Below are 11,944 nucleotides of genomic sequence, written 5' to 3'. Positions count from 1 at the left end.
ATTCGCGCCGCCGTGCTTAACGGCTACACGGCGCTCGGCATACCTGTCACAGAGCTCGTGGGATAAGTCCGCCCGGGGAAAGGGGAAGTCCGGCCTTCAAGCTCTTTGCGCAACAAAGCTCGTCGGGCCTGAAAACATTTCGATATGGGAGATTACTTGCGAGGCCCCAGGATATGCGGCCATCGCCACACGAGAAGACCTGAGCCGCTTTCGCCAGATTGTTAGGCGGACTTTCAACCGGATCAAAGAGGTCCACGGAGAGCAGCGCGAGGTGCTCATATTCCCTGCGGCGCCGGCGGCCTGCTGGATCGAGTTTGGTCGGGTTTGGCAGCCTAAGGCCCACAGGCCAATGACAATTTTTGACCAATCAAAGGACAACGGGTTCCTACCTCGATGGATCATCGAATAGTCTTCCTCTCGCAGCCTTCGACCCAGAGGAAAACTTTCGGTTGACTTAAGATCAGTATCTCGCAATTATGTGCGTCCCGAACTCAACCAGCGAGCCCCCGATGCTGCACCTGTCGCACATCCGATACGGCCTCATACGCGCCCCGCGTTTCGGGGCGAGCTGGTAAACTTCAAACCTTCTTAGACCTCGAACCTGATCCGTCCGGCCCCGTTTGAAGCGGGGCCTTCACGTCTCTGATGTCGAGGTCCGAAATGACTGTCACCGCCGCCAGCGGGCTCAACAGCCACGCCCGAATTACCGCCGTAGCTTCTGTCTACGCTTCTCCCAAACCGTCCTTGGCCGGGCGCAAGATCGGCGCCGCTTCCAAAGGGCACTTCACCGGCCAGATGGTGATCCCCGATGGCGCGACCGGCCGCGTCGTTTTCAGCGAGAGCCGGCTGGAGATCCTCTGGAAGATCTACCTCCTTTCTTTGCCCGAGGTCGAGACCGTCATCGAGCAGGTCCCGTTCGAGTGGTTCGACGATGACGGAGAGGTCCACACCAAGTATTTCGACATCGTCATCGTTTTCAAGAACGGGAAACGCCTGGCATGCGAGGTGAAGCCGGAGATCAGGCTCGAGAGCGGCAGGGTCATGCGGGAGCTGCGAGCGATCGCCGCGCAGCTTGATGGCCGCTTCGACGACGTCCGCGTCCTCACCGACAAGGGGCTGGACCCGATCGCCGTCCATAACGCGGAGACGTTCTTCGCGATGCGGGAGGCCGACGAGGAGGCTGACGCGGCGGCGGGGGCCGTCATCTCGCGCCTCGCCGGATCCGCGTCGCTGAGAGGGCTGTCGAGCCAGATCGGCCTCGGGCCGCGGGGCACCCGCGCGCTCATCCGTCTCATCGCGCGCCGCCGGATCCGCTTGTGCCGGCACGAAAGGATCACGCTCGCGTCCATGGTCCGGCGCGTGGAGGTGATCTGATGGGGCACGTCAGCCACGACCGCTTCGCCCCCCGCTTCAGCTTCAGCGAGGACGACCTCGTCCTGATCGACGGGCGGCCCATGCGGCTCCGGCATCGGAACTCCGAGGGCTGCTCCTTCGAACCGGAAGGGGGCGGGCTGACGGAGCATTTCACTCACCCGGAGATTACCGCGCTCCAGCGGCGGAACAGGATCACGATCAAGGGGCGCTACTTCGTGGCCCAGGGCGTCCGCCACGTTCTGGAAAGGGGAGACAGACTTCACAGCCTCGTCGACGGCACCCTCGAGGAGCGTATCCGCTTCCGTGAGGCGGTGGTGCTCGGTTTCAGGGAGGTGCAGCGGAAGCAGATTGACTCCACCGGGCGGCTCGCCCTCAAACGCACCGACGCGTCGATCAGGGCGCATGCGGGCTCGATCAGCATGGAGGCGGGGGCGTTCTACGCCAGGACCGCCGCGAAGGGGAAGTCGCAAGCGATCCCCACGAAGTTCACGCCGCGCAGCCTGCGCCGCTGGCTCTCGCTCTACGACGCCATGGGTCGGGACGGGCTGGCGGACGCGCACGGGAAGTCCGGGAACCGTGACCGACGCTTCCCGCCGGAGGTCGCGGCCATCCTGACAGATCAGGTGAACGCCTACCTCTCGCCGAACAGGCCGACAAAAAAGAAGGTCCACGAGAACGTCCAGATCGCGGTAGCGGATCTGAACGACGATCGCGCCGCGAGGGGCTTGCAGCCGCTTATTGCCCCCAGCCGGAACGCGGTGTCTTCGGCCATCGACAAGCTGGACCCGTTCCTCGTGTGCGTGGCCCGTGAGGGGCGGGAGGCCGCGGTCAGGAAGATGCGGCAGACCGGTCAGGGGCTGAGCCCGGGCCTCACCCGCCCGATGCAGCGCGTCGAGATGGACGAGATGAAGATCGACCTGTTCACCCTGTTCAACGAGAACGGTCTGATCGACCTCTTCCCGGAGGAGGAGCGGGAAGCTCTGGGGCTGACCCCCAAGAAGGGGCGGTGGTGGGTCACGGTCGCGATCTGCGCCACCACCAGGGTGATCCTCGGGATGCGCCTCACGCGGAACCCTAACCACCTCAGCGCCCTCGAATGTCTGCAGATGTGCCTGAACGACAAGGGGGGCTACGCGGACGCCGTGGGCGCGCTCTCCCCCTGGTCCATGTGCGGGCTGATGGAGCTGCTGGTCACGGACGCGGGCTCCGCCTTCAAGGCGGCCGACTTCAGGACCGCCTGCGCCGACCTCGGCATCAGGCAGGAGATCGCCATCGCCGGCGTCCCCCAGCTCCGGGCCCGCATCGAGCGCTTGTTCCGGACCCTAAACCTTAGCCTGATGCCTCGTCTCAGCGGCCGCTCGTTCGAGAACTCCCTCGCCCGCGGCGACTACGACGGCCTCGCGGAGGCGGCCCTCAACGTCGACGATCTCGCAAGGGCGCTAACCCGTTGGGTGGTCGACGTCTACCACAACACGCCCCACGACGGACTGGGCGGTCGGACGCCGCTGGAGGCGTGGGAGCAGGCCATGCTCGACTGGGGCGTCACGCCGCCGCCGGGGCCCGACCTCCAGGCGCAGATCTTCGCGCGGCCGATGCAGCGCAAGCTCGAAGGGGACGGCATCACCGTCATCGGCGTCCGCTACCACAGCCGAGAGCTTGCGGAATGGGGCATCCGGCACCGTGCGGATGCAGTGAACGTCAGGTGGTGTCCGCAGGACCTCGGGGCCATCTGGGTCAAGGCCGGGGACTGGATCAAGGTCCCGGCCGTCTTCGAAGGGTTCTCCGGCGTGCGGGCTGAGGAGTGGGTCGCATCGGCGAGGCGGATCCGCATCTCGCTGCGTGTCGATCAGGAGATCTCGCGAAAGATCCTCCGCAGGGCCATCGTGGAGATCGAAGAGATCAACGCTCAGGCCCGTATCCGTAAGGGGCTGGTGACCGAGAGCTGGGAGCCGGAGGTCATCGACCGCGTCGAGAAGGGCCTCTTCATGGGCTTCCGCGTCTCCGACCAGGAGGAGGCGCCGGAGACCACCATGCCGGCTGACGGGATCGGTCGGTCCGTGAGCCCGCTCGACGCCCCCGCGATCCCGCTCGAGGAGGATATCCCGAGCTTCCGGATGCGACGTCCCCTCAGTGACGACTGGGACTTCGAGGACTGAACACCCCTCCATCGCCAACTTCCGGAACGCGCCCCAACGGGCGCGACCGACCCCACTCACCCCGAAACCAGAAGAGGAGACTGCCATGAAACATTCGGAATCCGAGATCGGTCGGATCATCTCCGACCTCCGAGCGAACTACGTTGCTACCCAGAGGGACGTCATGATCCGGGACGAGATCGACCGCCTGCTGCGTCGTGACGCGGACGGGAAGCTGATCGCGGACCCGGTCAGGTTCAGCGGGGGTCAGGAGACCCGAGGCATCCTCGTCATGGACGAGGCCGGCGGAGGGAAGTCCACCATCCTGAGCCGCGTGCTCAGCAGCCATGAGGCGCTTGGGGCGGGGCCCAGCGGCCCCGCCCGCTTCCTCTCGTCGAAGGTGTTCTCCCCCGCCACGATGAAAAGCTTCGGGTGCGAGGTGCTCCGTTCGACGGGGTATGCGGAGATTTCCGAGAGGCGGGAACGCTGGTCGATCTGGGGCATTCTGCGCCACCGCCTGGCAGCCCTCGGGATCGTGTGCCTGGTGATCGAAGAGGCGCATGACCTGCGCTCCAGCGGCTCCGTTCGGGAGGCGATGGACATCCTGAACGCCTGCAAGTCACTCCTGTCCTCCGACCCGCCGATCATCGTCATCCTGTGCGGGGTGCCGATCCTGAACGAGCTGGTCCGCATGGACCCGCAGGCGGATCGGCGCTTCGCGAAGGTGGAACTCCCTCCCGTGACGGACGCGCACGATGCCCCCAAGCTGGAGAGCCTGATGGTCCAGTATTGCGGAAGAGCGGGCATCTCCCCACCAGCAGGGAAAGACGCGATCCCCCGGCTCATCCACGCGAGCGCGAACCGTTTCGGGATGTGCATCGAGAACCTGGTGAACGCGATCGAGGAGGCGCTGAACGACGGCGCGGACAGTCTGACGCTCGCCCATTTCGCCCGCTCCTGGGCCGCCACCGCGGCCGTGGATCTCCGGGAGAACCCGTTCGCGAACCCCGAGTGGCGCTCGATTGAGGTCACGGGGCGCATTCCCGCCACCGCTTTCGGAAGGTTCAAGAAATGACTCTGACCCCCTTCATCCCGATCAACCCCGATGAGACGCTCATGTCCTGGGCCACCCGTTTGGCCGCGATCCACGTCGGTGAGACCTTGGTGCCCTTCCTTCGCGACCTCGGCCTGCATCCCGATGAGATGCTGACTGGCAGCGATGTCGCTATTAGCCGGCTCGCAGAAGTGACTGGCGCCAACCCGGATGACCTTCGGCGTCAGACTATCCAGACGCAGGAGTGGCGGAGGTATGATCTTCGAGGCCAACGCTTCGAGACCGAGTTCATGAAGGGCTCTTACGTCTCCTGCTGCCCCGCATGCCTGCTCGACGATGACGAGGCGGAGCGATCGGTCCTGCTGAGGCGCGGGAGGCTGGCGTGGCGCTTGCGTCCCGTGCGGACGTGTCCAGTCCACAGGATCGCTCTGCTGGACCGGCCCTATATCGATTGGTCTGATCGCTTCCATCAGATGGGCGTCGTGTTTCCCGAGGCGGGGCCGTCGCTGCGGGCTCTGGCTGACGAGCAGGTGAGGCGCGACGTGTCCCCGCTGCAGACCTACGTCACGGATCGCCTCGACGGGAAGACGGGTCCGGCATGGCTGGACGGGCAGGGAATTGAACTCGGCGCCCGCGCCTCTGAGATGCTGGGTGTCGCGCTTGAGTTCGGCCGCAAGCCGAATTTGGACAAGATGACGGCGGATGACTGGGATCGCGCCGCGCGGATCGGTTTCGAGTTCACCAGCCGCGGGGAGGCGGGGATCCGGGAGGCGCTGGGCGAGGTGCAGCGGCGAGCCTGGTTTGATGAGAAGATCCCCGGACAGTCAGGGCCCCAGATGATCTTCGGCCGCCTATACCAGTGGCTGAGCTTCAGCAAGAACCGGAAGGAGGTCGGCCCCATCCGCGAAGTCGTAAGGGAGCATATCCTGGAGACGATGTATGTGGCTCCCGGAGCCAATCTGATGGGGGAGGAGGTCGTTGCTTCAAAAAAGCATACCGTCGGCTCACTCGCCAAGAAATCCGGGGTTCATCCGAAGACGCTCCGGAACGCCCTCGCGCTCGCCGGCCTGATCCCTGACAACTCAGCCAAGGGGGGAGAAGCGGTCTTCGATGCGAAGGAGGGAGAGCGCGTGGTCCATCAGCTTGGTGAAGCGGTCCCGCAGAAGCATCTCCCGGCCTACATGAACGCGACGCGGGGCCAGGTAGTCTCACTGATTGCCAGCGGCTTCCTCAAGCGGATGATGGACGGAGGCTCGTCGGCCAGGGCATCGTCTGCTGTCTCGAAAAAGGACGTCCATGCCTTCCTGAACTCGATCTCCCGTGACGCAGAGGTAGTCGACGTCCCTCCTGCGGGCGTGTGGACGATTAACAAGGCCACCCAGAAGGCTCGAGTGACGACGGATGAGGTGATCAAGCTGCTTCAGAACGGCTCGCTGCGGAACGTATATCGCGTCGAGGGGGAGGAGGGATACCTTTCCCTCCGCGTCGATCCGGAGGAGATCAAAGGGCATTTCGTTCGGGACCGCGAAACGGTCCCGTTAGGATCGGGTGCGGTCGCGAAGGAGCTTGGCACGATCCAGTCCGTGGTGAACAGACTTGCCGCTGCCGGGTTGATTGCTTCCGTTGCACCGAATGGGCGTGCTGAGGCGTTGAAAACGGTCAGGGTGCTGCCGCATTCTTTGCGGCAGTTCCAGGAGACCTATGTTTTTCTGATGCAGTTGCGGCGAGAGTTGGGTGTGCATCATCGGAGGATCAATACTGCTCTGAGTCGTCTCGGGGTTAAGCCGGTGGCGGATCCGGCCATTCTGAAGGTCACGCTGTTTCGACGGGCTGACATTCCCCTCGAATTCTATGACGGAAGGTTCTGATTGGCTCGCTCTCGGTATCAAAAAGCCGCCCCTCGGGGCGGTTTTTTCATGTCTTGCGAAGAGCATTCCGAGGAAATCTTTTGCCTTGCTAAAGGACAAGTTGCTGGGTGCTTTGAACTACAAGATATGCTTTTTCAGATACTTAGATTTCTGTTGAGGAAAACTTATGGCTGTCGGCACAGCACGGAACTCTGGACGGCTTTTATCCGTCTGCCCGTCTCATTTTACGTTGAGGTAGAGGACGACCTCAAAAGGATCGTTGATGTAATTAGCGCTAATCTGCAACTCGTTTGTGGAAAGGACGAAGGGTTCTGGGTAGCCGCAACTGTAACGCCTGCCAGGGTTCGTCCGCACGGCTCAGGCGTCTCCGACGGGCGTGTGGGGTCACGCACCCGATCGGCTCTTCTTGACGAACTGAGAGCACGCGGCACCGCATGGTTTGGCGCGTTAGACGAGATTTCGTTTCTCAGCCGCATTTATGACTTAGAGAGCCTTCCGTCGAACGACAGTCGGTTCGGGACTGCCGCGGGCGATATCTGGCAGCACTGCGTGAACAACTCTGATTGGCCGATGGACTGGATTTATAGTAATCCGCGCTTCAAACTTTACGAGGCGGAGCAAGAGATCCTCCTCAGATTTGCATGCGAGGTGGTCCACCCAGTAGTGCGGAAGGATCCGACAGAGCAGGCCGCCCTTGTGAACGCGTTCAATGGCCATCTGTCTGCTGATGGGTGGGAGCTGGTTGAAGACCAGGTGATTGATGGACGACCTATCTACGTGCCGCAGATGAAGGTGCATGCCTTGGGCATACCGCTTAACCGGATCAAGGCCGTGGCTGCCACGCTTAATTCGGCGACGCTCTACGAGGATCTGAGAAGGCTTGAGCGTATCGGCGACGCGGAGCCGGGGGAGGCCATCGCGTTAGCGAAGGAAATCGTAGAGGGGTGCTGCAAGCTCATCCTAGACGATCGGAAGGTCCCATACTCAGCAAAGGCCGAGATACCTGACCTGCTTAAGCTGCTCCGCAGTGAATTGAAGCTAATGCCCGAGGGCATCGACGAGACAGCGAAGGGCGCTTCTGAAATTCGAGACATTCTGACAAGTCTGGGTAGGATCGCACACTCTCTCGCACCGTTGAGGAACGCCTACGGAAAAGGTCACGGTCGGGGCCGGAGCTTCAAGGGGTTGCAGCCACGTCACGCCCGTTTAGCTATCGGGGCTGCCAGCACTTTTGTGGACTTTGTCATGGATCGGCATTCGTCGACGTGACGACAATCAGTTCTCCTGTGGGTAAGCGCGGAACTTGGTCTGATGCGTGGACCAAACACCATCATTGCTAATATGCCCGGAAAAAAACTGCTAGTGCTACCATACTTTTTCTAAGCTGGAGATATGATCTTCCGACATTCTTGTATCTTTATATTCTTTCCTCAGTATTGGCGGAAATTCACTAAAGTAGGAGGAGAAATTGTCTGTCAACTCGAAAGCAACGGCGCGATTCATTTTTCTTGGAAAACTGGTTTACCCAGACAGAGTCTTTTAAAACGTTGCTTAGCCTCATCGCCGACCTTATCTTGCCAAGGGAAACATCAGAGGACGGCCGATGACATTTCAGATCCTCTCATTGTCTGGCGGCGGATATCTCGGCCTTTATACAGCAGCCGTCCTTGCTGAAATCGAGCAGCGTTCGGAACGAAAACTCATTGATTGTTTCGATTTGATTGCAGGAACGTCAATTGGCGGCATAATTGCCTTGGGACTGTCAGCGGGAAGAACCGCTACCGAAATACGAGATGCTTTCCTTGAGAGCGGCCCTAAAGTATTCAATCGAACGACACCAAAAACTCCGGTTGGAGAGTGGCTCCGTTTTGCGCGTCGAGTTCCCGCGCCTCTCTACGATCCCAAATCACTTAGGGCGATAATTGATGAGATAGTAGGCTCCAAATGCCGGATGTCGGAACTTCACCGCCCAGTGACGATACCGGCAGTGAACCTCACGAAAGGTGGCCCGAAGATATTCAAAACAGGGCATCATAAAAGGTTTATCTTAGATTGGAAGTTGCTCGTTTCAGACGTTGCAATGGCAACCTCCGCTGCGCCCACATATTTTCCGGCACACGTTATCGGCAACGAACTATTTGCCGATGGAGGCCTGTTCGCGAACTCGCCTGACATGATAGCTCTGCATGAGGCCGAAGAGTTTCTCAACGTCCATCGAGATCGGATTAGCATCCTTAGCGTCGGGACGACCACAACAGATTTCGCTATGTCGAGTGACCTCAATCCAAAATTAGGGGCGTTTGGATGGATGCGCAACAATCGACTTACCGATGTCATGATTGGGTCTCAGCAGGCAATCACCAACGACATGATGATCCATAGGCTGAAGGGCAGATATCTTCGAATCGATCGGCGCCAGGCTGATGCGCAGAAGCGCGAGTTGGCGCTTGATGTCGCGACCCCTGCAGCGACGAAGAACCTGATGGCGATGGCCGCATCTTCGTTCGCTGAGGTGACCGGAGACCCAAGGCTGATTGGCTTCTTGGAACACACGGCGCCAAAATTCGACTTCATTAACTCTACTATTTAAGGGATATGACATGGCAGACGCTTCCGCGTTGTTTCACACGCCAGGGTCCGGAGAGACGCTTTACGCCCGCATCACGCCATCCCCTGCTCAGTTCGCGGCCCAGAAGGCCAGATGGAACGATCTTCGAGATTTCTTAAAAACCCGTCTTAAAGAGGACTCTGGATACCCAATCAGCACGTGGCTTCAGGGGTCCTACAAATTTGATACGCAGATTCGACCATGGACCGCGGGCGCTGAGTTCGACATCGATCTAGGCGTCTATTTCGAGTGGCGGGGAAGGGATGATGATGGCAACCACGAGCCGGACGGGTTCAAGAAAATTATTCAAGGTGCTTTGGAGGATTACTCCGAGGACGGCTCAAACGACTCCTCCGGTGTGGAAAAATCAAAGGAGAGATGCAGCCGTATATCATTTCGACCTGACTTTCATATAGATATTCCGTCTTACCACCTTGATCGCGCGGCAGATCGGAGGGCTTTGGCAACCGAGACCCTCGGATGGGAACAGAGCGACCCCAAGGCGATTTACAAATGGTTCAGGGATCGGCATGAGGATCCTGTAGATCGCGCCCAGCTTCGTAGGCAAATTTGCTACATCAAGATGTGGGCAGCGCTAAACATCACGGAAGAATCAAATCGCCCGTCTTCCATTATGTTGACCGTCCTTGTGGCCGAAGAGTTTGGGACCATAGATCGGACTCCCGGCGATGGCGACGATAGGGTTCTAGAAGCTCTCATTACGTCTTTGCTTGCAAGGCTAAGGATTGATTCCACTATTCCAAACCCGATAGATAAAAAGGAAGATCTAAGTCGCTTGAGTGGGCCCGCCAAGGCAGGACTTCTTTCCGCACTAGACGAATTCCAGCAGATTGCAGAGCGCGCAAATCAGGCTCCAGATATCGGGACATCTGCGGAAATTTGGTCGGAGGCATTCTTGCATTTCTTTCCAATGCCCGAAGACGTCGATAATGAATTCAAAGATGTGTGCGAGGCTCACAAGCGAGCCGATGAAATTAATACTGCACTCGTGGCATATCAGTTTGATCCCAAAATTTTTGTTAGGGCAGTGTCAAAGGATAACAGCTCGTATGTTAGGGAGGGTTTAAACCATCTTCCTCAGATCGCCAAGAATTGTTCAATTTCATTTACGCTGCAAAACTCAAATGAGCTGCCGCCGGGAGCCTCAGTTCGATGGACCGTAAGAAATAGGGGCGATGAAGCATGGACTAAAAACGACGTCGGCCATGTTTCCTATAGCGACCACCGGAACCAAGAGAGTTCCGCCTATAATGGGAAACATGCGATGGATGTCGCGGTTTATCATATGGGACGGGTGATTGGTCGCCGCCGAATTTATATCGATGTTCGCGGAGGTGCCATGCCGCCCCGGCAGCTACCTCCCAAGAAGAACTTCAGGCCTATGGGATAGCATCTGGTTTAAGTTATCGGGATTTCTTCATGTCCCAGATACCGGTTCCTATTCACCCGCAATCGCGGATTGTATTATAGTTTTCAACTCTGGCGCGACAACATGACCACGTGGAATCGCAAAGCGATCGAGCAATCGGTCATTACATTTATATTTTCTCGCTACGACTTTTAATGCTTTATGCAGGCTTTTCCCTTTGACAGTTTCTGGTGATTTCCCACCTGAGCCTGTCCACAAATCGTCAGCGTTGGGCGAGCCACCGTCTGGCCATATTGTCCTTACAATATTTCTCCTCTTTTCCATAAACGTTTCACGAGCTTTGTTTATACTTTGTGCTGCTTCAGCCCTCCAAGTATTTGCGTCAGCGACAGTAATATTGTATAGTTTTGACAAATATTCAGCAGTGCAAAAATACCCTTCCATATCCGACCCCGCCGTCACCCATGGGTAAACACCCCTTGTCTTAAATCCAGCCTGCCAGATCTTCGCTTCATCTTGGGTTAAGAAGTCGCCATCTCGATGTATAATCGCTTTCATTTTCAAATTTCCGTCGACAAGTAGCCCCTCTAACAATTTATCACGGGGTAAATTCTCGATTCCAAAGCAACGACAAATTGAAAGTTTATGATATAGTTCTGGCCATTGTCTAACTATAGCGCGAAGAGGTTTGTCGTCTTCATCCTCAGCAAAAAAGAGCAGTGACTTGTCTAAACCTCCCCAGCCAAGATGTCGGCGTATTGCCTCATCATCGTCTGCTTGAACTTTTCCATGCTGCATCCAGATGAGGTTTGCATCTGCGCTTGCTGCGCGCACAATATAAGGGCTATGTGTCGACATTAAAATTTGAGTAGAAAACTGAGCAGCTGCACCTTCAAGAGCTTCTATCAGCCGCTCCTGCTTGTCTGGATGCAAATGTGCATCTGGCTCATCTATTAGCATTATTTTTGGCTTAAAAAGGATGAGATAAGCGAAAATTTGCACAATTTACAAAAATCCGGTTGCTGCAGTTTCAAGAGGTTGGGTTTGGCCGGTCAACAAGTCAGTTATTGATGCAGAAATATGGTAGTCTTCTCGGTCATTGTAGGAAACAGAGATTTCGACATTTGGATGCACGCTTTGAATCAGCTCGTTTAGCTTATTTAATATTTCTGATCCCCCCTGGTCATCCCCATCTTTGCTTGGCTTATCGGCGTTTTTATCGCTTGCTAGATTCAACAGGATATTTCTAAGCACACCTCCTGCATCGCCGCTTGCTGCCTGTCTTCTTAAAGTGGGTTGAGCAAGTATTGTTTCTTTCTCCGATAAGCCAGCCAAGCCAGGTATGTATGCAGTTATAAATTGATATCTCTGTTTGTATGGTGTTACCGAACTACCCGGCTTTGTTGCACAAAGTCTTAAGGGGGATTCAGCTGGCGAATCTGGCGTGGTAGCCGTGCTGCATGAGCAGACCCACGCCGCCGAGCTACAAGACCAAGAACTGGCCAGCGTATAACG

At 57.7% G+C, this 11,944-nt stretch carries 9 protein-coding genes and 1 pseudogene; 8 read left to right on the top strand and 2 right to left on the bottom strand.

Translation table 11 applies throughout. The features are described from left to right. Nucleotides 1-43 precede the first annotated feature (43 nt). The 8 genes from OC159_RS20270 (at nucleotide 44) to OC159_RS18780 (ending at nucleotide 10,450) form a co-directional block, all read left to right on the top strand. Nucleotides 44-409, top strand: coding sequence for an SAVED domain-containing protein (locus OC159_RS20270; RefSeq protein ID WP_407674156.1), 366 nt, complete (start codon nucleotides 44-46; stop codon nucleotides 407-409). Nucleotides 410-660: 251 nt separating this feature from the next. Beyond that, nucleotides 661-1,374: a PDDEXK family nuclease gene (locus tag OC159_RS18810; protein WP_265502747.1), complete on the top strand. Its 714-nt coding sequence runs from the start codon at nucleotides 661-663 to the stop codon at nucleotides 1,372-1,374. Next, nucleotides 1,374-3,530: a Mu transposase C-terminal domain-containing protein gene (locus OC159_RS18805; RefSeq protein WP_265502746.1), complete on the top strand. Its 2,157-nt coding sequence runs from the start codon at nucleotides 1,374-1,376 to the stop codon at nucleotides 3,528-3,530. Before OC159_RS18810 ends, OC159_RS18805 begins: the two co-directional genes overlap by 1 nt. Nucleotides 3,531-3,615: 85 nt before the next feature. Next, nucleotides 3,616-4,584 carry an ATP-binding protein gene (locus tag OC159_RS18800; protein WP_265502744.1) on the top strand — a complete coding sequence of 323 codons (969 nt, stop codon included), beginning with the start codon at nucleotides 3,616-3,618 and terminating at the stop codon, nucleotides 4,582-4,584. Further along, nucleotides 4,581-6,431 (top strand): TniQ family protein, encoded by a 1,851-nt coding sequence (locus OC159_RS18795; protein WP_265502743.1) that lies wholly within the window; start codon nucleotides 4,581-4,583, stop codon nucleotides 6,429-6,431. Before OC159_RS18800 ends, OC159_RS18795 begins: the two co-directional genes overlap by 4 nt. A gap of 126 nt (nucleotides 6,432-6,557) precedes the next feature. Further along, nucleotides 6,558-7,700: an abortive infection family protein gene (locus OC159_RS18790; RefSeq protein WP_265502741.1), complete on the top strand. Its 1,143-nt coding sequence runs from the start codon at nucleotides 6,558-6,560 to the stop codon at nucleotides 7,698-7,700. Nucleotides 7,701-8,034: 334 nt separating this feature from the next. Next, nucleotides 8,035-9,021 carry a CBASS cGAMP-activated phospholipase gene (locus tag OC159_RS18785; protein WP_265502739.1) on the top strand — a complete coding sequence of 329 codons (987 nt, stop codon included), beginning with the start codon at nucleotides 8,035-8,037 and terminating at the stop codon, nucleotides 9,019-9,021. A gap of 10 nt (nucleotides 9,022-9,031) precedes the next feature. Next, complete coding sequence (locus OC159_RS18780) at nucleotides 9,032-10,450, top strand: CBASS cGAMP synthase (protein ID WP_265502738.1); 1,419 nt, start codon at nucleotides 9,032-9,034, stop codon at nucleotides 10,448-10,450. Nucleotides 10,451-10,498: 48 nt separating this feature from the next. Here OC159_RS18780 and OC159_RS18775 read toward each other — a convergent pair whose 3' ends face one another. Both OC159_RS18775 and OC159_RS18770 read right to left on the bottom strand, forming a co-directional pair. Beyond that, the gene (locus OC159_RS18775; protein WP_265502736.1) at nucleotides 10,499-11,431 is read right to left on the bottom strand and encodes an ATP-dependent nuclease; all 933 of its coding nucleotides are present in this window, start codon (nucleotides 11,429-11,431) and stop codon (nucleotides 10,499-10,501) included. Nucleotides 11,432-11,434: 3 nt separating this feature from the next. Then, nucleotides 11,435-11,944: pseudogene (locus OC159_RS18770) on the bottom strand (hypothetical protein); the annotation flags it as partial.

It is taken from the genome of Paracoccus beibuensis (assembly GCF_026162625.1).
Classification (GTDB): domain Bacteria; phylum Pseudomonadota; class Alphaproteobacteria; order Rhodobacterales; family Rhodobacteraceae; genus Paracoccus; species Paracoccus beibuensis.
Note: the sequence above shows the minus strand (reverse complement) of the source record. Positions and strands in the feature narration are given on the sequence as shown.

Bases quoted from the DNA above. Each gene is read 5' to 3' on its own strand.
- OC159_RS18800 (WP_265502744.1), top strand. From the start codon at position 3,616: ATGAAACATTCGGAATCCGAGATCGGTCGGATCATCTCCGACCTCCGA.
- OC159_RS18780 (WP_265502738.1), top strand. From the start codon at position 9,032: ATGGCAGACGCTTCCGCGTTGTTTCACACGCCAGGGTCCGGAGAGACG.
- OC159_RS18795 (WP_265502743.1), top strand. From the start codon at position 4,581: ATGACTCTGACCCCCTTCATCCCGATCAACCCCGATGAGACGCTCATG.
- OC159_RS18790 (WP_265502741.1), top strand. From the start codon at position 6,558: ATGCTTTTTCAGATACTTAGATTTCTGTTGAGGAAAACTTATGGCTGT.
- OC159_RS18785 (WP_265502739.1), top strand. From the start codon at position 8,035: ATGACATTTCAGATCCTCTCATTGTCTGGCGGCGGATATCTCGGCCTT.
- OC159_RS18810 (WP_265502747.1), top strand. From the start codon at position 661: ATGACTGTCACCGCCGCCAGCGGGCTCAACAGCCACGCCCGAATTACC.
- OC159_RS18805 (WP_265502746.1), top strand. From the start codon at position 1,374: ATGGGGCACGTCAGCCACGACCGCTTCGCCCCCCGCTTCAGCTTCAGC.